General features: G+C 73.0%; 15 protein-coding genes and 2 pseudogenes. 10 read left to right on the top strand and 7 right to left on the bottom strand.

The genetic code is table 11. From position 1 onward, the window contains the following. The first annotated feature begins 274 nt into the window (after window positions 1-274). The 4 genes from ACFWWQ_RS27260 (at window position 275) to ACFWWQ_RS27245 (ending at window position 2,985) form a co-directional block, all read left to right on the top strand. Window positions 275-730 carry a MarR family winged helix-turn-helix transcriptional regulator gene (locus ACFWWQ_RS27260; RefSeq protein ID WP_384601378.1) on the top strand — a complete coding sequence of 152 codons (456 nt, stop codon included), beginning with the start codon at window positions 275-277 and terminating at the stop codon, window positions 728-730. 192 nt (window positions 731-922) lie between these two features. Next, window positions 923-1,477, top strand: a complete 555-nt coding sequence (locus tag ACFWWQ_RS27255) for a GH25 family lysozyme (protein WP_384601375.1) — start codon at window positions 923-925, stop codon at window positions 1,475-1,477. 57 nt (window positions 1,478-1,534) lie between these two features. Further along, on the top strand, window positions 1,535-2,362 hold the full coding sequence (gene nadE / locus ACFWWQ_RS27250; RefSeq protein WP_384601372.1) for an ammonia-dependent NAD(+) synthetase: 828 nt from the start codon (window positions 1,535-1,537) through the stop codon (window positions 2,360-2,362). A gap of 281 nt (window positions 2,363-2,643) precedes the next feature. After that, on the top strand, window positions 2,644-2,985 hold the full coding sequence (locus ACFWWQ_RS27245; RefSeq protein ID WP_384601368.1) for a hypothetical protein: 342 nt from the start codon (window positions 2,644-2,646) through the stop codon (window positions 2,983-2,985). Between the two features lie 98 nt (window positions 2,986-3,083). Here the strand turns inward: ACFWWQ_RS27245 and ACFWWQ_RS27240 are convergent, their stop codons facing one another. From ACFWWQ_RS27240 to ACFWWQ_RS27210, 7 genes are all read right to left on the bottom strand, one after another. Further along, window positions 3,084-3,929, bottom strand: coding sequence for a cytochrome c biogenesis CcdA family protein (locus tag ACFWWQ_RS27240; protein WP_384601366.1), 846 nt, complete (start codon window positions 3,927-3,929; stop codon window positions 3,084-3,086). Then, entirely contained in the window at window positions 3,926-4,696 is a 771-nt protein-coding gene (locus tag ACFWWQ_RS27235; protein ID WP_384601364.1) for a DsbA family protein, read from the bottom strand. Before ACFWWQ_RS27235 ends, ACFWWQ_RS27240 begins: the two co-directional genes overlap by 4 nt. 134 nt (window positions 4,697-4,830) lie before the next feature. After that, complete coding sequence (locus ACFWWQ_RS27230) at window positions 4,831-5,343, bottom strand: hypothetical protein (RefSeq protein ID WP_384601361.1); 513 nt, start codon at window positions 5,341-5,343, stop codon at window positions 4,831-4,833. Window positions 5,344-5,892: 549 nt separating this feature from the next. Next, window positions 5,893-6,420, bottom strand: coding sequence for an ATP-binding protein (locus tag ACFWWQ_RS27225; protein ID WP_384601358.1), 528 nt, complete (start codon window positions 6,418-6,420; stop codon window positions 5,893-5,895). A gap of 270 nt (window positions 6,421-6,690) precedes the next feature. After that, a complete protein-coding gene (locus tag ACFWWQ_RS27220; RefSeq protein WP_384601355.1) occupies window positions 6,691-7,458 on the bottom strand; it encodes an enoyl-CoA hydratase/isomerase family protein in 768 nt (255 codons plus the stop codon). A gap of 85 nt (window positions 7,459-7,543) precedes the next feature. Beyond that, window positions 7,544-8,713: an Ig-like domain-containing protein gene (locus ACFWWQ_RS27215; RefSeq protein WP_384601352.1), complete on the bottom strand. Its 1,170-nt coding sequence runs from the start codon at window positions 8,711-8,713 to the stop codon at window positions 7,544-7,546. A gap of 376 nt (window positions 8,714-9,089) precedes the next feature. Continuing rightward, window positions 9,090-10,325: an Ig-like domain-containing protein gene (locus ACFWWQ_RS27210; RefSeq protein ID WP_384601349.1), complete on the bottom strand. Its 1,236-nt coding sequence runs from the start codon at window positions 10,323-10,325 to the stop codon at window positions 9,090-9,092. A 278-nt stretch (window positions 10,326-10,603) separates the two neighbouring features. On the opposite strand from ACFWWQ_RS27210, the gene ACFWWQ_RS27205 reads away from it, so the two are divergent. The 6 genes and pseudogenes from ACFWWQ_RS27205 to ACFWWQ_RS27180 all read left to right on the top strand — a co-directional run bounded on the left by ACFWWQ_RS27205 (window position 10,604) and on the right by ACFWWQ_RS27180 (window position 20,545). Then, window positions 10,604-12,517, top strand: a complete 1,914-nt coding sequence (locus ACFWWQ_RS27205) for an ABC transporter ATP-binding protein (RefSeq protein WP_384601346.1) — start codon at window positions 10,604-10,606, stop codon at window positions 12,515-12,517. After that, on the top strand, window positions 12,514-14,373 hold the full coding sequence (locus ACFWWQ_RS27200) for an ABC transporter ATP-binding protein (RefSeq protein ID WP_384601343.1): 1,860 nt from the start codon (window positions 12,514-12,516) through the stop codon (window positions 14,371-14,373). The genes ACFWWQ_RS27205 and ACFWWQ_RS27200 overlap by 4 nt, the downstream gene beginning before the upstream one ends. Before the next feature lie 313 nt (window positions 14,374-14,686). Further along, a complete protein-coding gene (locus ACFWWQ_RS27195; protein WP_384601341.1) occupies window positions 14,687-15,952 on the top strand; it encodes a methyltransferase in 1,266 nt (421 codons plus the stop codon). A gap of 427 nt (window positions 15,953-16,379) precedes the next feature. Then, window positions 16,380-16,613, top strand: a pseudogene (locus ACFWWQ_RS27190) (ABC transporter ATP-binding protein); the annotation flags it as partial. A 343-nt stretch (window positions 16,614-16,956) separates the two neighbouring features. Then, window positions 16,957-18,621, top strand: a pseudogene (locus ACFWWQ_RS27185) (M4 family metallopeptidase); the annotation flags it as partial. A 298-nt stretch (window positions 18,622-18,919) separates the two neighbouring features. Further along, complete coding sequence (locus ACFWWQ_RS27180) at window positions 18,920-20,545, top strand: M4 family metallopeptidase (protein ID WP_384601338.1); 1,626 nt, start codon at window positions 18,920-18,922, stop codon at window positions 20,543-20,545. The last annotated feature ends 214 nt before the right edge of the window (window positions 20,546-20,759 follow it).

Below are 20,759 nucleotides of genomic sequence, written 5' to 3'. Positions count from 1 at the left end.
TCAAGAACACGGCCCGCGGGGGGGGGGGGCGCGGGGTGAAATACATGGAGGGGTGGGGGCGGCCCCGGGGGCCGGGCGCGCGGGGGCGGGCCCCGGGGGCTTCGGGTGGCCGGACGCCCGCAGAGACACGGAAACCTGCCTGCCGACCGGTTCTCGATATCACATCTTCCCTGGTCAAGGCACTTATCTCGGGCACGGCGCGCCGCTACAATGAGTATCGCTCCGGACGCACGGTGCGTACGGACCCGAGCTTCGACGGGGAAGGAGAGGCGGCGTGACCACGCTCGACCTCAGCAGCTATCCGGGGCCCCTGGCCAGGCGGTTCCAGCAGGCACACACCCTGCTGTGGACGACCATGGTTTCCGAGGAGGTCACCTCCCCGCAGTTCGCGGTCCTCAACTCCCTGGTCGACGAGGGCGGGCTGGATCAGCGCACGGTCGGCGAGCGGGTCGGTCTGGACCGCTCCACCATCGCCGAGGTGATCCGGCGGCTGGTGGTGCGCGGGATGGTCGACAAGATCCGTGATCCGCGCGACGGCCGCCGCGCGGCGCTGCGCGCCACCGACGAGGGCGTCCGCGTCCACAAGAAGCTCGCGGTGCGCACCGCGCGGATGAACCAGCTCTTCCTCTCCCCGCTGGCGCCGTCCGAACAGACCGTCTTCGTGGAGCTGCTGTGCCGCGTCTCGGACGCCGCCGAACAACTGCGCCATCCCACGCAGCCCATCGGCTGACCCTCGGTCGCCTTTTCGACTCCGTCACCTCAACCGTCCCGCGCCGTAGTGGTTTCCCCCCTTCGCGCCAACCGGCCGTCACCCTGCGGAACTTCCCGGTAGCGATCTGGCGTCTTCCCCAGTGAACGTGCTGAACTGCTGGAACGCAGTGGACGGTTCGAAGAAGCAGGTCGGAACGGCGGGAGGCCGCTCATGCTGCATGGTGTCGATGTCAGCTCGTACAACACGTCGTTCTCCACGGACGGGCTGGACTTCGTGATCATCAAGGCCACCGAGGGCCGCTCGTACATCAACCCCCACCAGTCGGCGCAGGCCGCGAAGGCGCGGAAGGCCGGGTGCGTGGTCGGCTTCTACCACTTCCTGTGGCCGGGGAACATCGCGGCGCAGGCGCGGTACTTCGTCGAGAAGTGCGCCTCGGTCGGGGGCGACATCCTCGCCGCCGACTGGGAGACCACCGGCAGCGGGACCTACGCGAGCAACGCGCAGAAGGACCAGTTCCTGAGAGAGGTGAAGAAGCTCCGCCCCACGCACCGGGTGATGCTCTACTGCAACCGCAGCTTCTGGCTGAACCACGACACCTCCTCGTACGCCGGTGACGGACTGTGGATCGCCGACTACGTCACGGCCGGGCATCCGCGGATCAAGGCGAAGTGGCGCATCCACCAGTACACCGACCGGCCGCTCGACAAGGACGTCGCGGACTTCGCGAGCAAGGCCGCCCTCAAGAAGTGGGCGCACCCGGCATAAGGTTTCCGGTGGCCGGTGCGTCCGGCCGACCGGATTCCGACAGAACGAGGAGCAGCCGTGAGTGACCCGGCGTCCATGACCCAGCAGGAGATCGCCCGGGATCTCCAGGTGAGCGCGTCCTTCGACGCCGGGCACGAGATCGAGCGCCGGGTCGCGTTCCTCGCGGAGCGGCTGACCTCCACGGGCCTGCGCTCCCTCGTGCTGGGCATCAGCGGCGGCGTGGACTCCACGGCCGCGGGCCGGCTGTGCCAGCTCGCCGCGGAGCGCGCCCGGGAGGCAGGCCACGACGCGACGTTCTTCGCGATGCGGCTGCCGTACGGCGTCCAGGCCGACGAGAAGCACGCGCAGCAGGCGCTGGACTTCATCCGGCCGGACCGGCTGCTGACGGTGGACGTCCGTCCGGCGAGCGATGCCACGCTGGCGTCGGCGGTCGCCGGGGGGCTGGGGTTCCGCGACGCCGCCCACCAGGACTTCGTCCAGGGCAACATCAAGGCCCGGCAGCGCATGATCGCGCAGTACGCGGTGGCGGGCGCCCAGGACGGTCTGGTCGTGGGCACCGACCACGCCGCCGAGGCGGTCTCCGGTTTCTTCACCAAGTTCGGTGACGGCGCCGCCGACGTCGTCCCGCTGGCCGGCCTGACCAAGCGGCGGGTGCGCGCGGTGGCCGCGGCCCTGGGCGCCCCGGACGAGCTGGTCGTGAAGGTGCCGACGGCGGACCTGGAGACGCTGGACCCGGGCAAGCCGGACGAGGACGCGCTGGGGGTGACGTACGACCAGATCGACGACTTCCTGGAGGGCCGGCCGGTCGACGACGCCGTGCGCGACGCCATCGTCCGCCGCTACCGCTTCACCGCCCACAAGCGGGAGCTGCCGCTCGCGCCGTGACGGCCGATGCGCGATACGCAGGGCCCGCCGGTGCGCTTTACGGCGGGCCCTGCGCCGTCGGTGGGCGCCCCGCGCACGTACGGGGCAGGCCGTCCGGGCGCACGCGGGCGGGCCCGTCCGCCCGGCCCGGCCGTGGGGACGGACCTGTCATGCGCCGGTAAGGCGACAGCAAGCTCCCGGGGGCTAAGACGTCGGCCGCGGCGGGCAGGGATGCGGCCATGGGAGACCACGAAGCACGAGCGGAAGATCCACTGTCAGTGGGGGCGCCTACGCTCCGAGGCATGGGTTACGCACAGCTGCGCGAACTCCGCACCGCGCTGACCACCGCCTCCGACATCGCCTCGTCCCTGCGGGCCACGCCGACCCGGCGGGACGCCGACCAGCTCGTCGACGCACTCCGCCGGGCGCTCACCGCCGCCGGTTCGCTCGGCGAGGCCACCGGCCCGACCGGCTGTGCGCTCCATCCGCACGGCGCGGTCGACCCCCTCCACGGCGACCCGGAGGACCCGCTGCCGCCCGGCTACGGCAAATGCCTGCTCTGCAACGACCGCCGCAGACGGGCCGACGCCCCGGTCCGCCTGCACCACCGCCGCCAACGGCCCGGCGGGCGGCGCAGCGCGTAGGGCGGGCGCGGCGGGGGCCCGGGACAGGCCGAGGCCCCGGCAGGCGCCGCGTCGCGCCGGGCCGGGGCCTGCGGGGCCGTCTCATGCCGCCCGTCGGGTCACTCCGGTGCGTCCTGTCCCCGCGGCTCCTTCTCCGGGCGCAGGGCGATCCGGCCGAGGACCACGGCGACGACGAGTGCGCCCAGCGCGATCAGTACGTAGTCCGGCACGGCGTTGCCGATCGACGCCACCCACTCCTCGACGCGGAACTCCGCCTCCGCGTCGAGGACGCCGGGCAGTGCGCTGGTCCCGTTGTAGCGGAGGAAGAGCACACCGATGGCGACGAAGAAGAGGCCGGACAGGAGCGAGGTGGTGTGCAGCCGCAGCCTGCCGAGGCGCAGTTCCCGGCCGCGGAGCCAGCCGCGGCTGCCCAGCCGGAAGCGGTCCCAGAGCAGGGCGAGGACGAACAGCGGCAGCGCCATGCCCAGCGCGTAGACGGCGAGCATCGACGCGCCGTAGACCGGTGAGCCGCTGACCGCGGTGACGGTGAGGACCGCGCCGAGGATCGGCCCGGCGCAGAACCCGGCCAGTCCGTAGACACAGCCCAGCAGGAAGGTGGAGACGGCCGAGCGGGGGGTGATCCGCGCGGCCGCGGCCTGGGCGCGGCGGGAGGCGAAGCCGAGGCCGAGGATCTGCGCGAGCCCCATGGCGATGACGACCCAGCCGCCGACGGTGATCAGCAGGTCGCGGTGGCCGTTGAAGAGCCGGCTGGCGGCGGTGGAGGCGACGCCGAGCGGCACCAGCGTGGTGGCGAGCCCCAGGTAGAAGACGCCGGTGCGGGCGAGCAGCCGCCCCGGGTGGGAGAGCGAGTACGCGAAGAACGCCGGGAGCAGCAGCGCGCTGCACGGGCTGACGAGCGCGAGGGCGCCGCCGAGGAACGCCGCGAGGTAGCCGATGTCGGTCACTTGCCGCTCCCCTTGCCCGCCGTCTTCCCGGCTGCCGCCTTCGCGGCGCTCTCGATCGCGTCGGCGAAGACGGAGGTGGGCTGGGCGCCGGACACCGGGCGGCCGTTGACCAGGAAGGACGGTGTGGACTGCACGCCCAGTTCGTACCCCTCCTCCTGGTCCTTCTTCAGGGCACTGCGGGCGGCCTCGCTGTCGAGGTCGGTGCGGAACTTCTCGATGTCGGGGACCCCGGCGGTGCGGGCCATCTCGACGATCTTGTCCTCGGCGAGCGCATCGCCCTTACGGGTCTTGGCGTACAGCTCGTCGTGCAGCTGCCAGAAACGGCCCTGGCGCCCGGCGGCCCAGGAGGCGCGGGCGGCGCGTTCGGAGTCGGCGCCGTAGAGGGTGAAGTTGCGGAACTCGATGCGCAGCGTGCCCGCGTCGACGTACTTCTTGATCAGCTCGGGCTGGGTCTCGCGGGTGAACCGGCCGCAGAACGAGCACTGGTAGTCGGCGTATTCGACGAGGACCACCGGGGCGTCCTTCTTGCCGACGGCCAGGGCGTCACCGGCCTCGCGGCGGCTGGTGCGCTCGGCGAGCTGGTCGTAGAGGCGCCGCTGCGCCGGGTCCTCCTGCGGTTCCGGGGCGGCGGCCTTCGGTTCGTTGGGGCCGCGGCCGGCCTCGACGGCCCGTCCGGCCGCGATGCCGATGGCGACGACGGCGACGAGAAGGGCGATGATCGCGCCGACGGCAGCGAGCTTGCGGGTGGGTGAGGTGAGGGTGGGCACAGGTTCTCCAGTCGTACCGGGGTGGCGGAAGGACCGGACGGCGGTGGCGGGCCGCGCGGGGCGGCGACGCGGCACGGGCCGGTCCGGATGGATGCGGGCACACGGGAGCGCGGCGGCGCTCGCGTGGGGCGCCGCTACATCCGCAGTACGGGCAGGAGTGTGGCGGGGTCGGCGGGCCCCGCGGGGCCGGTATCGGAGCGCGCCGGGACGGGCCGGGCGAGGGATGCGGCGGCGGTCGTGGCCGGTGCCGCGACGCCGGGGGCGAGCGGTTCGCCGCGGTGCGGGGTGGGCAGCGGCGCCGATTCGTCGGGCCCCGGCGCATGCCGCCCCGAGCAGCGCCGGGGGACGTCGACGAGGTCAGTCCGCGCGGCGAGCCGGTGCGTGCGGTCGGGGGCTTCGTCGGCGCGGTCGCCCGTCGGGGGCGCCGTGTCGGTACGGCGGTCCGCCGGGCGCACGGTGTCCTCCGGGGGCGCCGCGTCACGCGGGGCGGGAGCGGCCGGTGCGCCGGTGGCCAGGGGGCCGGTCGTGGCAGCGGCCTGCACGGCCCGCCACGACTGGTCGCCGCCGGTACGGCAGAGCAACGGGCCGAAGGTCACGGCGAGGAGGAGCAGCCAGATCGCGGCCGCCGGTCGGCGGGTGGCTGTCATGGCCCTCCTTCCTCGTCCTGGCGAGCGCGGCTGCCCCGGCGCACACCGCCGTCGCGGGCGCCCGCGCGCGGCCGTGGTGATCCCCGTCCGCGAGCGTCCCCATCCTACGGACCGCGGCGCCGCCTTCCGAGCACGGACCGCCATCGGGAGGAGGCACGGCGCCGGGGCGCACAGCGCGGGAGAACCGGAGTCCGCCACGGGCGGTGCGGCACCGCCGAGCGGTGGAGCCGGCGGACGAGACCACCACGGCGTCGCATATATATCGAGACAACTGGTAAACAAACCGTTGTTTACAAGGCCGGTGGCGCACCTCACCTGGGATCTCCCTGAGCTTGATCCCACGGTGTCATATATTGCCCGCAATGTACTTTTGGCATCGGAGGCCGGACCTGTCATAGTCGTTCCCAACGACCCCCATTGACCCGGGCCAGGTCGTTCCACCCCCGCGGACACACCCCTTCCGTCCGCCGAGGGGCGACACTGGGGCCTCACCCGCACCACCCCGCGGGAGGCCCCAGTCGCGCATCCGGGGGCGGTACGCCGCCCGGCTCAGCGGTCGCCGGTGCGCATCTCGAACCAAGTGGTCTTGCCGCGCGGCAGCAGATCCACGCCCCAGCGGTCGGAGAGCGTGTCGACGAGGAAGAGGCCCCGGCCGCTGACGTCCAGCGCGCGGACCGGCATCAGACACGGCAGCCCGCGCGAGGGGTCGCGCACCTCGATCCGGATCCAGCCGCGCCGCCGCAGCATCCGCAGCCCGAACCGCCGCGCACCGGTGTGCCGTACGGCGTTGCCCACCAGCTCCGACACCAACAGGACGGCGTTCTCGGTGAGTTGAGGGGACAGGCCCCACTGGTCGAGGAGGACCCGGTGGGTCAGCCGACGGGCGGCGCCGGCGGATTCGGGGCGCGAGGGGAACGGGACCTCGTCCACGGAAGGGTCGCCGAGCAGATCGAGCACCACGGGCCCCGGGGCGCCCGGTGCCGGTCCGCCGCTCTCCGGTGCGCCGGGGACTCCCCGGCAGGTGACAGCCGTGCCGCACAGCGGCTGCGGCTGCTCCGATTCCTCCAGGCCCGCCATGCCCCCATCATGGCCGCCGCGCAATATCCGCGGGACCGGAACCGGCGCAATCCCGTACCGGGGAGCGCCGGGTTCCGGTCGTCGCGGGGCCCGTCGCGGCGGCGTTCATGACACCACCGTCACCTGCCTGAGCTGCGAGGCGACCGCGCCGGGAGGCACCTGACGGGGCGGCGGCACGGGGCGGGCCCGCACGGGGCCGGATCGGCGCGATTCCCTCTCACGAGGCACGGCGCACCGGCCGTTCCCCGCGCCCCGCCAACCCCCTGCTCCTCAGCGGAACTTGGCCTTGCCGGGGCCTTCCTCGACGAAACTGCGCATGCCGATCTCGCGGTCCTCGGTCGCGAACAGCCCGGCGAACAGGGAGCGTTCGATCGCCAGGCCGGTTTCGAGATCCGTCTCCAGGCCGGCGTCGACGGCCTCCTTGGCGGCGCGCAGCGCGAGCGCCGGGCCCTTCGCCAGCTGCGCCGCCCAGGCGTGCGCCGCGCCGAAGACCTCGGTGGCCGGAACGACGCGGTCGACCAGGCCGATGGTCAGCGCCTCGTCGGCCTTGACGTGCCGCCCGGTGAAGATCAGGTCCTTGGCCTTGGACGGGCCGACCAGGCGCGACAGCCGCTGGGTGCCCCCGGCGCCCGGGATGACGCCGAGCAGGATCTCCGGCTGGCCGAGCTTGGCGTTCTCCGCCGCGATCCGGAAGTCCGCGCAGAGCGCCAGCTCACAGCCGCCGCCCAGGGCGTAGCCGGTGACCGCGGCGACCACCGGCTTGGGGATGCGGGCGAGGGCGCTGAACGCCTCCTGCAGCGCCTTGGACCGCACCACCATGGCGGCGTAATCCATCCGCTGCATCTCCTTGATGTCCGCCCCGGCGGCGAACACCTTCTCGCTGCCGCGCACCACGACGGCGCGGACATCGTCCCGGCGGGTGGCCTCGCCGGCCAGCTCGCGCAGCCGGTCCTGGGTGGCGATGTCCAGCGCGTTCATCGGCGGGCGGTCGAGCCGGATGGTCCCGACGCCGTCGGCGATCTCGAAGTTCACAGTCATACCGCGAAAGGTTAGTCGTCGTTAACGGCGCTGGGTACGGTGCGCCGACGTGCCGCGCACCACCCCGGGCCCGGGCACCACCGGCTCAGCGGCGGTCCGCCTTCCACGCCTTCCAGGAGAGGTTCCAGTCGCTGAGGCCGTTGTCCGGCCGGATCGTCTCGTCGTGGGAGTTCTTGACGACGACCACGTCACCGACGAGGGAGTTGCGGAAGAACCAGGCGGCGGGGGTGGCCGGATCGCCGCCGCCGCGCTGGTCGAAGAGGCCCACGCAGCCGTGGCTGGCGTTGCGGCTGCCGAACGCGTCCCGGCCCGCCCAGTAGTTGCCGTGCAGGAAGGTGCCGGACGCGCTCAGCCGCATGGCGTGCGGGACGTCCTTGATGTCGTACTGGCCGCCGAAGCCGACGGTTTCGCCGTTCATGCGGGTCACCTGGAGCTTCTCGCTGATCACCATCCGGCCGTTGTACGTCTCGGTGCCGGGCGCCCCGGCGGAGACCGGGATGGTCCTGATCTTCTTGCCGCCGCGGACCACGGTCATCTTCTTCGACCGGGCGTCGACGGTGCTGACCTGGCTGCGCCCGATGGTGAACGCCACCTTCTTGGACTGCGTGCCGTAGACGCCGGGCCGGCCCTCGACACCGTCGAGGCGGAGCCGGAGGGTGACCTCGGTGCCGGGCGCCCAGTACTTCTCGGGGCGGAAGTCCAGCCGGTCGTTGCCGAACCAGTGGCCCTCGACGGGGACGGCGGGCTCCGCGGTGACCTCGACGGCCTTCTCCACGGCGGCGGGGTCGGTGATGCCGCGGCTGAAGCGCAGCGAGACCGGCATCCCGACGCCGGTCTTCTGACCGTCCTCCGGCGTGTACGTCGCGGTGAAGGTCTCCTTCGGCGTGAGCGTGGTGAAGCCGGCGTGCCGGGTGGCCTTCCGGCCCTCCGCGTCGGCGGCCACGGCGTCGACGGTGTAGGAGGTCGCCACCCCGAGGTGCCCGGTGGGCTGCCATCCGGTACCGCCGCCGGATATCCGGCCCGGTACGTCATGGCCCTTGGCATCCTTGACCTTGACGGAGAGGAGCTTGCCCCAGCGGGCGGTCACCGCGAGGGCGCCGCTGGTGGCGACGGAGTCCGCGCCGTCCCGGGGCGCGATCGTCAGGACCGCTTTCGAGGGGCCGTGCGCGGTGCGCGCCCTGTCGGCCGGGTCCTTCCCTTCCGTACCGTTCCCGCACGCCGCGGTGAGGAGGACGGAGCCGAGCGCGAGGGCCACGGCCGCGCCGCGCCGTGCCCGCCGGCGTATCGACCGCCGGTGTATCGACCGTCGGTGTATCGACCGCCGGTGTATCGACTGTCGTATCGGCTCTCCGGATATCGCCTGATGCACCTCTGGCCCCTCTTCCCCTCGCGCCGCACGCACTCCCCCGCGCGCAGGACACCGCCGTTCGGCACGGCACCGCCCGCCGGTGGGCGGGGCCACGCGCGTTCCGTTAGATAACCACACCGGTCTGACAGTGCGGTGTCCGGCGAGGGCGGCACGTGCCCCGGTCGGGCGGATGGACAGGGAGAAAGAGGGACAAGGCGGGGCGGCACGTCATATCGACCTGCAAGCAAGGGAGTTGACGGCTCGTCGGCTGCCGCCCCCGGGGCTACAGGGCCGTCCCTGCTCGCCACTGCGTCCAGGGCATGTTCCAGCCGCCGAGGCCGTTGTCCGGGGCGACGGTGCGGTCCCGGGAGTGGCGGACCTCCACGATGTCGCCGATGAGGGACTGCGTGTAGAACCAACCGGCCGGGGTGGCCCCCTTGCCGCCCTTGTTGTCGAGCAGGCCGACGCAGCCGTGGCTGGTGTTCTCGTCGCCGAAGATGTCGGGGTCCGCCCAGTAGTTGCCGTGCAGGAAGGTCCCGGAGGTCGTCAGGCGCATCGCGTGCGGCACGTCGGGGATGTCGTAGGCGCGGCCGAACCCGACGGTCCGGGCGTCCATCCGCGTCTTCGGCAGCCGCTCCAGGATCACCATCTTCCCGTTGTACGTGGGGTTCTTCTCGTCGCCCGCGGTGACCGGCAGCGTCACCGGCTTCTCCCCCTGCCGGGTCACCGTCAGGGTGTGCCGGGCCGCGTCGATGACGCTCGTCCGGTCCCTGCCGATGCGGAACCGGACGGTCTCGCTCTGGGTGCCGAACGTCCGGGGGCCGGCCCGGACGCCGTCCAGCCGGATCTCGACGGTGACGGCGGTGCCGGGCCACCAGCGCTCCTTCGGGCGGAAGTCCAGCCGCTGGTCGCCGAACCAGTGGGGGGCGAGCTCGACGTCCGGCTCCGCGGTGACCCGGACGGCCCGCTGCACGGCGGCGAGGTCGGGGATCGGATGGTTGAACTGGAGCGAGACGATCATTCCGGTGCCGACGGTCGCGCCGTCCTCGGGGAGGAGCGAGGCGGCCAGCTTGGCGGGGCCGGTGGTGAAGGTGGTGTGACGGGATCTGCGGTCGCCCGCGCCGTCCAGCGCCACCGCGTCCACGGTGTACGTCGCCGCGGCCGCCAGCCGGGGCGCGGTGGGCCGCCAGCTCAGGCCGTCCCGGGCGATCCGGCCCGCCACCCGCGCCGCGCCGCCGTCGCCGGTGCGCCGCACCGTCACCCGCTGGAGCCGCCCGTCGGGCACCCGGATGACGAACCGTCCGCTCTCACTGACATCGCGGGCGCCGTCGCCGGGCTCGATGTCGATGCCCTGCTCCGGGCCGGGCGGTTTGTCGCCGCCCAGTAGATCGGGGACGGCGCAGCCGGTCACCGCGGTCAGGCCGCACACCGGCACCAGGGCGAGACGGAGGAGACGCCGGAGCCGCACGGGGCGGCGGGCCGGCGGGCGGGGGGCGCGATCCTTCTCATCACCGGACATGTGACGAATTGTGACTGATGAGACGGTTAACGCACCGGAAGTGACGGCCCGGCACGGCCGTGTCCCGTAGGAAATGCGGCCTTGTGGTGGTACGGGGCGGCGGGGGCCGGTTCCGGCGGAGGCGCGGATCGGGGCGGCGGGAGCGGTGGGCGGGGGCTGGGCCCGGGCAGTGGGTGAGGACTCGGCCGGGCCGGAGCGGCGGGCGGAGTCCCGGCCGGGCCGGAGCGGCGGGAAAAGCACATGAGCGTTGTCAGTGGCCGCCCTTACTCTCGCCTGTGATGGATGCCACCGCGAGCACACCCGCCCGTCCACCGTCCTCCGAGCCCCCACGGCACTCCGCCGTGCGGTCGCTGCTGCGCCTGTGGCCGTTCGTCCGGCCGGTGCGGGCGCGGCTGTTCACGGCCGCGGCCGTCGCCGTGATCGCGTCCTGCATCAGCCTGGTCATCCCGTTGGTGCTCAAGTGGATCGTGGACGGCCCGGTCGCCGCGGGCGCGCCCGGCGGCGTATGGCTGGGCGGCGTCTTCCTCCTGCTCCTCGGGGTGGCCGAGGCGGGGCTGTTCGGGCTGCGGCGCTGGCTGGTCGCGCGGCCGCTGGCGGGCGTCGAGGCGGCCATGCGGGAGCGGCTCTACGCCCGCCTTCAGCGGCTGCCGGTCTCCTTCCACGACCGCTGGGCCTCGGGCCAGTTGCTCTCCCGCGCCACCACCGACCTCCAGCTGCTCCGGATGTTCCTGGCGTTCCCTCTGACGTTCCTGCTGGTCAACGGCGCCACGATCCTGGTGGGCTGCGCGATCCTGCTGACCCAGCGCTTCTCGCTGGGGCTGTTGCTGCTGGCGCCGGTCGTGCCGCTGATGATCCTGTGCTCGGTGTTCGAGGCGAAGTACGCGCTGGCCGCACGCCGGGCGCTGGACCAGGTCGGTGATCTGACGACGGTGATCGAGGAGTCGGTCCTCGGCATCCGGATCGTGAAGGGCTTCGGCCGCCACCGCAGCCAGGCCCGGATGTTCCGGCGGCTGACCCATGAGCTGCGCACCACCGAGCTGCGCAAGGCCCGGCTGCTGGCGGTGATCTGGGGCTTCATCACCCTGCTGCCGGAGCTGGCGATCGGCGCCGCGCTGGTGCTGGGCACCGTCCAGGTGGCGGACGGCGCGCTCTCGGCCGGCACCCTGGTCGCCTTCCTGTCGACGGCGCTCGCACTGCGCTGGCCGGTGGACTCCATCGGCTTCCTGCTGGCGATGAGCAACGAGGCGGCGATGGCCACCGACCGGTACTTCGAGGTGCTGGACGCGCCGTTGGCGGAGGCGTCGGACCCGTCGCCCGGGCCGCGGGCCACCGACGACGACACGGACGGCGCCGGCCCGTGCTCCGGCTCCGGCCTGTGTTCCGGCTCCGGCGACTCCGGCAGCTCCGGCGGTCTCGTCTTCTCCGGTGTCGAGTTCCGCTATCCCGACGCGCCCAGGGACGCCCCGCCGACGCTGTGCGGGGTCGATCTGCGCATCGCGTCCGGGGAGACGATGGCGCTGGTGGGGGCCACGGGCAGCGGGAAAACGACGCTCACGGCGCTGGTCCCGCGGCTGTACGACCCGACCGGCGGCCGGATCACCCTGGACGGCCTCGACCTCGCCGCGCTCTCCCGGGACGAGGTGCGTGGCCTGGTGTCGGTGGCGTTCGAGGAGCCGACGTTGTTCTCCGCGACCGTCGCCGAGAACGTCCTGATGGGCGGCGAGGACCTCCAGGAGGACGATCTGCGGCGGGCGTTGGCGGTGGCGCAGGCCGACGGCTTCGTCTCCGCACTGCCCGAGGGGCCGCACACCCAGGTCGGGGAGCAGGGCATGAGCCTCTCCGGCGGCCAGCGGCAGCGGCTCGCGCTGGCCCGCGCGGTCGCCGGGCGGCCGCGTTTCCTGATCCTCGACGATCCGCTCTCCGCCCTCGACGTCCACACCGAGGCGCTGGTAGAGGCGGCGCTGCGGCAGGTCCTGGCGACCACCACCGCGCTGATCGTCGCGCACCGCCCGTCCACGGTCCTGCTGGCCGACCGGGTGGCGCTGCTCTCCGGCGGCCGGATAGCCGCCGTCGGCACCCACCACCAACTGTTGCGCGACAACGCCGAGTACGCCGGGCTGATGTCCGGCACCGGCCCCGTGACGGCCGGGTCGGTGCCCCGGCCCCGCGGCACCACCGGAGGAACCCGATGACGACCGCCCCCGCGCCCGGCGCCGTACCCGCCGATCCGCCCGCGGCCGAGCCGCCGCCCGGGGACGGGGACGCCTTCGCACGGGACGTCCTCCCGGCCCCGCCCGGGGCGTCGCGGCGGCTGCTGCGGTCGCTGCTGGCCCCGCACGCCCGATGGGTGACGCTCTCGGCCGTGATGCTGCTGCTCCAGCAGGCCGCGCTGCAGGCCGGGCCGCTGCTCGTGGCGTTCGCGCTGGACCGCGCGGTGCCCGCGCTGCGCGCCGGGGACCACGGCCCGCTGGTCACCGTGGCGGTCGCGGCCGCACTGTGCGCCGTGGTGTCGGGCGGGCTGAAGTACCTCTTCGTCCGGTGCTCGGCCCGGATCAGCCAGGATGTCCTGTTGGAGCTGCGCGGCCGCATCTTCCGGCACGCGCAGGCGCTCAGCCTCGGCTTCCACGAGCGGTACACCTCGGGCCGGTTGATCTCGCGCGCCACCACGGACGTCGAGTCGCTGCGCGAGCTCCTCGACGAGGGCCTGGAGGAGTTGATCTCCGTCGTGCTCTCCACGGTCTGGATCACCGCGATGCTCCTCTACCTGGACTGGCGCACCGGCGCCGCGGCGCTCGCCTCCGCCGCGCCGCTGGCGCTGTTGGTCCGCTCCTACCAGCGGCGTTCGCTGCGGGTGTTCAGCAGCAAGTCGTCGGCGGTCGCCGCCGTCATCGTGAAGTTCACCGAGACGGTCAACGGCATCCGCCCGGTGCAGGCGTTCCGCCGCGAGCGGCCCAACGACGCCGCGTTCGCCGCGCTGAACCGCACCCACGAGGGCGTCAACGGCGCCACCGCCCTGGAGATGGCCCGGTACGTCGTCGGATCCCGGCTGGTGGCCAACTTCGCGGTCGCCGCGATCGTGCTGTGGAGCGCCTACCGCGTGGCGACCGGCGGTCTGGAGCTGGGCGTGCTGGCCGCCGCCGTGCTGTATCTGCGGCGGCTGTACGACCCGATCGACCGGCTCGGGATGTTCCTCAACTCGTATCAGGGCGCGGCCGCCTCGCTGGAGAAGATCGCCGGTCTGCTGGCCCAGCGCCCGTCGGTCCCGGAGCCGTCCGCCCCGGTGGCGCTGCCCCCGGTCTCCGACGGGCGGCCCGGGCGGGAGGTCACCTTCGAGGACGTGCGGTTCGCGTACCGGACCGGCGGCGAGGTGCTGCCGCGCTTCGGCCTGCGGCTGGCCGCGGGCGAGACGGTCGCCGTGGTCGGTTCGACCGGCGCCGGGAAGTCGACGCTGGCGAAGCTGCTGGCCCGGTTCTACGACCCGACCGAGGGCAGGATCCTGCTGGACGGCGTGGACCTGCGGGAACTGCCGTCGGCCGAGCTGCGCCGGGGCGTGGTGATGGTCACCCAGGAGGCGTTCCTGTTCTCCGGGACGGTCGCCGAGAACATCGCGCTGGGACGGCCCGACGCCACCCGCGCGGAGATCGAGGACGCCGCCCGGGCGATCGGCGCGCACGACTTCATCGCCGCGCTGCCGGACGGGTACGACACCGATGTCCGCAAGCGGGGCGGCCGGATCTCCGCGGGCCAGCGGCAGCTGGTCGGCTTCGCGCGGGCGCTGCTCGCCGACCCCGCCGTGCTGATCCTGGACGAGGCGACCAGCTCGCTGGACATACCGGGCGAGCGGGCGGTGCAGCGCGCCATGGACACCGTGCTGCGCGGCCGGACGGCGGTGGTGATCGCGCACCGCCTGTCGACGGTGGAGATCGCCGACCGGGTGCTGGTCATGGCCGACGGCCGGATCGTGGAGGACGGCACCCCCGCCACCCTGATATCCGACCGCGGCCGCTTCGCCGACCTGCACCGGGCGTGGCGGGACAGCGTGGGGTGAGCCGGGGGCGCGGATTCGGCTCCGCCCGGAACCGAGGCCCACTACCGGCCGCGGCGCCGGGGGGCTGGCGCAGGCGCTGGCGGACGCGGGCGTCGCCCCGGCGGACCCATGCCCCGCGCCCCTGGCCCGCGCCGCGCCACGCCACGCCGCGCCCCGGGCCCCGGGCCCCGGGCCGAGCCGCACCCCACGCCCGCGTCCTCGGGCCGAACCGCGCCCGGCAGCCGCACCCTGGCCCGGCCCCGCACCCCAGACCCCAGTCCGCGCCCGGCTCCCGCTCCGCCGGGCTTCGTACCTCGGCTAGCCTGAATCCACGATGAACCGTTTCACGACGTCATGGGGTGCGTTCGACCTCACCCGCTTCCCCGAAGACCCCCGCGACCCGCTCCGTGCCTGGGACGCCGCCGATGCCTACCTGCTGGACCACCTCGCGGAGAGCGGGACCGGCGCCGCCCCGGACGCCGGGGCCGCCCCCGAGCCGCCCCCCGGCCCGTCCGGCACCGGCACCACCGTCATCCTCGGCGACCGCTGGGGCGCCCTCGCCACCGCACTGGCCGGGACCGCAGCCGGTATCGGGCCCGCGGCCGGGACCGGAGCCCACCCCGAATCCGGAGCCGTACCCGGAGCCGGGCCCGCCCCCGTCCACCTCACCGACTCCTACCTCACCCGACGCGCCACCGAGGCGAACCTGCGGCGCAACGGCGTCGCCGACGGGGCCGTGCGGCTGCGGACGGTGCTGGACGAGCCCCCGGAGCGGATCGATCTGCTGCTGGTCCGGGTGCCGAAGAGCCTGGCGCTGCTGGAGGAGCAGCTGCGTCGGCTGGCGCCCGCGGTGCATGCGGGTACCCGGATCGTCGGCACCGGCATGGTCTCCGAGATCCACACCTCGACGCTGAAGCTGTTCGCGCAGATCCTCGGGCCGACCCGGACGTCCCTCGCCGTCCGCAAGGCGCGGCTGATCTTCTGCACCCCCGATCCGTCCCTCACCCCCGCCGCCCCCTCCTGGCCGCGCAGCTACACGCTGCCCGAGGACGTCGGCGTGATGTCGGGGCGGACGGTCACCAACCACGCCGGGATCTTCTGCGCCGACCGGCTGGACATCGGGACCCGCTTCCTCCTCGGCCACCTCCCCCGGCGGCGGGGCGCCGAACGCGTCGTCGACCTGGGCTGCGGCAACGGCGTCGTCGGCACCGCGTTGGCGCTGGCCAACCCGGAGGCGGAGACCGTCTTCGTCGACGAGTCGTTCTCCGCCGTGGCCTCCGCGCGCGCCACCTTCGCGGCGAACGCGCCGGACGGTGCGCGGGCGGAGTTCACCGTCGGCGACGCGTTGACGGGGCTGCCGCCCGGCTCGGTGGACCTCGTGGTGAACAATCCGCCGTTCCACACCCACCGTGCGACCTCCGACGCGACGGCCCGGCAGATGTTCGGCGGTGCGCGCGCCGTGCTGCGGCCCGGCGGGGAGCTGTGGGTCGTCGGCAATCGCCACCTCGGCTACCACGTCCGGCTGAAGCGGCTCTTCGGCACCTGCGAGGTCGTCGCCTCCGACCCGAAGTTCGTCCTGCTGCGGGCCGTCCGCCGCTGACCCCTGGGGCGTGTCTTTCCGGTCTTCGTGCGTCACAGGCCCACGAAGACCGGGAAAACACGCCCCAGGGGCCGCCCCGCAGGGTGCGGCCATGGGGAACCCGGCCGGTCCGGCGGCACGTTCGGGGCGGGAGCCGCCCGGCCACCGGAGCGCCGCGCGCTATCTGCTGTGGCTGACGCGCCGCCAGCTGCCCCGGGTGGCGGCGGGCGCCGCCTTCGGCACGCTGTGGATGACGGGGCTGATGATGCCGCCGTATCTGCTCTCCCACACCCTCGACGACGGGCTCGTGCCGGGCCGCCGAGGACCTCTGCTCGGCTGGACGGCGGCGCTGCTGGCGATGGGCGCGCTCAACGCCGCCCTCGCCATCGCCCGCCACCGCAGCGGCCCCACCGACACCGGGCGCCATCCCCTCACCGGGCGCCACGCCACCACCGCGCGGCGCACCGAACGGGCGCTCGCCGCGGTGCTGGAGGGCCGTACGGTCATCGCCGTCGCACACCGGCTGCACACCGCGCACGACGCGGACCGGGTGGCCGTCATGGAGGCGGGCCGGATCACCGAACTCGGCACCCATGACGCCCTCGTGGCGGCCGACGGCGCCTACGCGGCCCTGTGGCGCACCTGGCACGGGGACTCCTCGGAGCAGCCGACGGGGTCCTGACCACCCCTCAAACCCGCGATTTCCGGCCGCCGCTTCCCACCCCCGCACCGCCTGGACCTGCGTCGCCGCAGCCCACGCACCCCCCTTGTCCGCATTCCGAACTGGCATTCCGGGCTACGGACGGTTTCCGGCCAATTAGTTGAAGGGGCCCTGACAAGGAGCTCGCGGCGGTGGCACTCTTCCCGGCAGCCGCCCCACGGACCCCCACAATCCCACCGTGCGGCAGTCGGCACCGTCTCCCCCCACACGTTCCAAGTGTTCTGCCTCGCTCTGCCCGGACGGCTTCCCGCCGCCCGGTCCCCCTCGGCCGCGGCCCTGCCGCAGCCCCGCAGAAGGAGTCAGCGTGAGACGTACCCCCCCTCGTCGCGCCGTCGCAACCGGAGCCCTCGTCGCCGCCACGGCCATGCTCGCCGTCGGCGTACAGGCCGGGACCGGCACCGCGGCCACCCCCCACCCGGCCGCACCCCACGCCACCCCCGTCGCGGGCGCCCTGCCCGCGCAGCTCTCCCCCGCCCAGCGCGGCAAGCTGATCCGCGCCGCCGGCGCCGCCACCGCGGCGACGGCCAAGGAACTGAAGCTCGGCGCGCAGGAGAAGCTGGTCGTCAAGGACGTCTCCCAGGACGCCGACGGCACCACCCACACCCGCTACGCGCGGACCCTGGACGGCCTGCCGGTCCTCGGCGGCGACGTGATCGTCCACGAGGCGAAGGGCGGCGCCGTCAAGGGCGTCACCAAGGCGCAGTCCCGGCAGCTGAAGGTCGCCACGACCACCGCGAAGGTCGCGCCGTCCGCCGCGTCCGTCAAGGCGCTCTCGTCCGCCCGCTCCCTGGGCGCGTCGAAGGCCGCCGCCGACAAGGCGCCGCGCAAGGTGGTCTGGGCCGCCGACGGCACGCCGCGGCTGGCGTACGAGACCGTGGTCGGCGGGCTCCAGAAGGACGGCACCCCCAACCAGCTGCACGTCATCACGGACGCCACGACCGGTGAGCGGATCTTCCAGTACCAGGGGATCGAGAACGGCATCGGCAACACCGAGTACAGCGGCAAGGTCACCCTGGGCACCACCGCCTCCGGATCGTCCTACACGCTGACCGACGGCGGCCGCGGCGGGCACAAGACGTACAACCTCAACCACGGTTCGTCCGGCACCGGCACGCTCTTCAAGAACTCCACCGACACCTGGGGCAACGGCACGCCGCAGAACGCCGAGACCGCCGCCGCGGACGCCGCCTACGGCGCGGCCGAGACCTGGGACTACTACAAGGCGGTGCACGGCCGCACCGGCATCAAGGGTGACGGCGTCGCCGCGTACTCCCGCGTCCACTACGGCAACAGCTACGTCAACGCCTTCTGGGACGACAGCTGCTTCTGCATGACGTACGGCGACGGCAGCGGCAACGCCGCGCCGCTGACCGCGCTGGACGTCGCCGGGCACGAGATGTCCCACGGCGTCACCGCCGCGACCGCCGGTCTCATCTACAGCGGTGAGTCCGGCGGCCTGAACGAGGCGACGTCCGACATCTTCGGCACCGCCGTGGAGTTCCACGCCAACAACGCCTCGGACCCGGGCGACTACCTCATCGGCGAGAAGATCAACATCTACGGCAACGGCGAGCCGCTGCGCTACATGGACAAGCCCTCCAAGGACGGCGCGTCGGCCGACTACTGGTCGAGCACGGTCGGCAACAAGGACGTGCACTACTCGTCCGGCGTCGCCAACCACTTCTTCTACCTGCTGTCCGAGGGCAGCGGCGCGAAGGACGTCAACGGCGTGCACTACGACAGCCCGACGTACGACGGGAAGTCCGTGCCGGGCATCGGCCGGGCCAACGCCGAGAAGGTCTGGTTCAAGGCGCTCAGCCAGTACATGACCTCGTCCACCAACTACGCCGCGGCCCGCACCGCGACACTCAAGGCCGCAGCCGACCTCTTCGGCCAGGGCAGCGCGTCGTACAACACGGTCGCCAACACCTGGGCCGCGGTGCACGTCGGCTCCCGGGTGTCGGCCGGAAAGTGACATCCTGACCCGGTGACGGCACCGGCCGGTCATTTCGGTGTGGCATGGCCGAAAGACCGACCGGTGCACGGAACCCACCTGCGAAAACGGCGAATTGGGCGCCGCTTCCGGACCTCCGGGGGCGGCGCCCATTTCCGTTGCGCGGATCGCGCGTACACCCCTGCCGACGAGTTTCAGCCAACCTACCCCCAGCGTCCTGACATGAACGCGTTCGGAATGGCAATGTTCCCGACGCACGTCACACCCGCATCGCTTTGCACCCCCACCACTTGGCAAAGTTGAAGGAGCACGCGTGACCCCCCGCATATCCCGCAAGGCCCGTATCACCGGCACTGCTGTTGTCGCCGCCGCGGCCCTCGTCGCCGGCGTCGCCGCCACGGCGAGCGCCTCGCCCGCCCCGGCCGCCAAGGGCGGCGCGCCGGTCGCCCTCGCCGCCTCGCACCGCGCCGAGATGATCCGCGACGCGAGCGCCGCCAAGGCGCAGACGGCCAAGGAGCTGGGCCTGGGAGCCCAGGAGCAGCTGGTCGTCAAGGACGTCATCAAGGACGCCGACGGCACCGTCCACACCCGCTACGACCGCACCTTCGCCGGTCTGCCGGTGCTCGGTGGCGACATGGTCGTACACCGTGCCAAGGACGGCTCCATCAAGAGCACCACCAAGTCGACCCAGAAGAGCATCAAGGTCGCCTCCCTCACGCCGAAGATCACCGCGGCCGCCGCCGCGCAGCGCGCGCACGGCACCGCCGCCAAGTCGATCAGCGCCAAGCAGACCGGCGCGCAGGCCGCGAAGAAGGTCGTCTGGGCCGCCTCCGGCACGCCCGTCCTGGCGTACGACACCGTCGTCAACGGCGTGAAGAAGGACGGCACCCCGAGCCGGATGCACGTCATCACCGACGCCAACACCGGCAAGAAGCTCTTCCAGTACGACGACATCCGTACCGGCAAGGGCGAGAGCGAGTTCAGCGGCACCGTCGACCTCGGCACCACCAAGGACGGCAGCAACTTCACGCTGACCGACGGCGACCGTGGCGGTCACAAGACCACCAACCTGGAGAACGGCGAGGACGGCGACGGCAAGCTCTTCACCAACTCCACCGACACCTGGGGCAACGGCAAGCCGGACAACCCGGAGACCGCCGCCGTCGACGCGCACTACGGTGCCGCCCTGACCTGGGACTACTACAAGGAGGTGCACGGCCGCACCGGCATCAAGGGTGACGGCAAGGGCGCCTTCTCCCGCGTCCACTACGGCGACAGCTACGTCAACGCCTTCTGGGACGACAGCTGCTTCTGCATGACGTACGGCGACGGCGAGGGCAACAAGGCCCCGCTGACCGCCATCGACGTCGCGGCCCACGAGATGTCGCACGGTGTCACCTCCGCCACCGCCAACCTCACCTACAGCGGTGAGTCCGGCGGCCTGAACGAGGGCACCTCCGACATCTTCGGCACGTCGGTCGAGTTCTACGCGAACAACGCCGAGGACCCGGGCGACTACCTCATCGGCGAGAAGATCGACATCAACGGTGACGGCACGCCGCTGCGCTACATGGACAAGCCGTCCAAGGACGGTCAGTCGCAGGACAACTGGGACTCCAGCACCGGTGGCCTGGACCCGCACTACTCGTCGGGTGTCGCCAACCACTTCTTCTACCTGCTGTCCGAGGGCAGCGGCGCCAAGGAGATCGGTGGCGTCAAGTACGACAGCCCGACCGCCGACGGCTCCAAGGTCGAGGGCATCGGCCGGGACAAGGCCGAGAAGATCTGGTTCAAGGCCCTGAGCGAGTACATGACCTCGAACACCGACTACAAGGCGGCCCGTGAGGCCACCGTCAAGGCCGCCACCGACCTGTACAAGGCCGACAGCGCCGAGGTCAAGGGCGTCGAGGCCGCCTGGAACGGCGTCGCCGTCAAGTAACGCACCACGTCGGGCGCCGTGCGACACGGCGCCCGGCACCGCGCCGGTCCGCCCGGGATTCCTGTGACGTGACCCCTGGTGCGGCCGGCGCCCGAGAACGGCGGAACGGCCGGGGAACTCTCTCCCCGGCCGTTCCGGCGTTCCGTCACGTCACGGCCCTCGCGCCACTCCGGGACGCCGGGATTCCGGAGCGGCCCTCGCGCCACTCCGGGCC

Origin of the sequence: Streptomyces sp. NPDC059080 (assembly GCF_042739975.1) — a bacterium.
Lineage (GTDB): Bacteria > Actinomycetota > Actinomycetes > Streptomycetales > Streptomycetaceae > Streptomyces > Streptomyces benahoarensis.
The sequence above is the reverse complement of the archived record's forward strand: the minus strand, read 5'-3'. Positions and strand labels throughout refer to the sequence as shown.

Coding starts and splice junctions, on each gene's coding strand:
- ACFWWQ_RS27255 (WP_384601375.1), top strand. CDS start 923: ATGCTGCATGGTGTCGATGTCAGCTCGTACAACACGTCGTTCTCCACG.
- ACFWWQ_RS27245 (WP_384601368.1), top strand. CDS start 2,644: ATGGGTTACGCACAGCTGCGCGAACTCCGCACCGCGCTGACCACCGCC.
- ACFWWQ_RS27230 (WP_384601361.1), bottom strand. CDS start 5,343: ATGACAGCCACCCGCCGACCGGCGGCCGCGATCTGGCTGCTCCTCCTC.
- ACFWWQ_RS27225 (WP_384601358.1), bottom strand. CDS start 6,420: ATGGCGGGCCTGGAGGAATCGGAGCAGCCGCAGCCGCTGTGCGGCACG.
- ACFWWQ_RS27220 (WP_384601355.1), bottom strand. CDS start 7,458: ATGACTGTGAACTTCGAGATCGCCGACGGCGTCGGGACCATCCGGCTC.
- ACFWWQ_RS27210 (WP_384601349.1), bottom strand. CDS start 10,325: ATGTCCGGTGATGAGAAGGATCGCGCCCCCCGCCCGCCGGCCCGCCGC.
- ACFWWQ_RS27205 (WP_384601346.1), top strand. CDS start 10,604: ATGGATGCCACCGCGAGCACACCCGCCCGTCCACCGTCCTCCGAGCCC.
- ACFWWQ_RS27200 (WP_384601343.1), top strand. CDS start 12,514: ATGACGACCGCCCCCGCGCCCGGCGCCGTACCCGCCGATCCGCCCGCG.
- ACFWWQ_RS27195 (WP_384601341.1), top strand. CDS start 14,687: ATGAACCGTTTCACGACGTCATGGGGTGCGTTCGACCTCACCCGCTTC.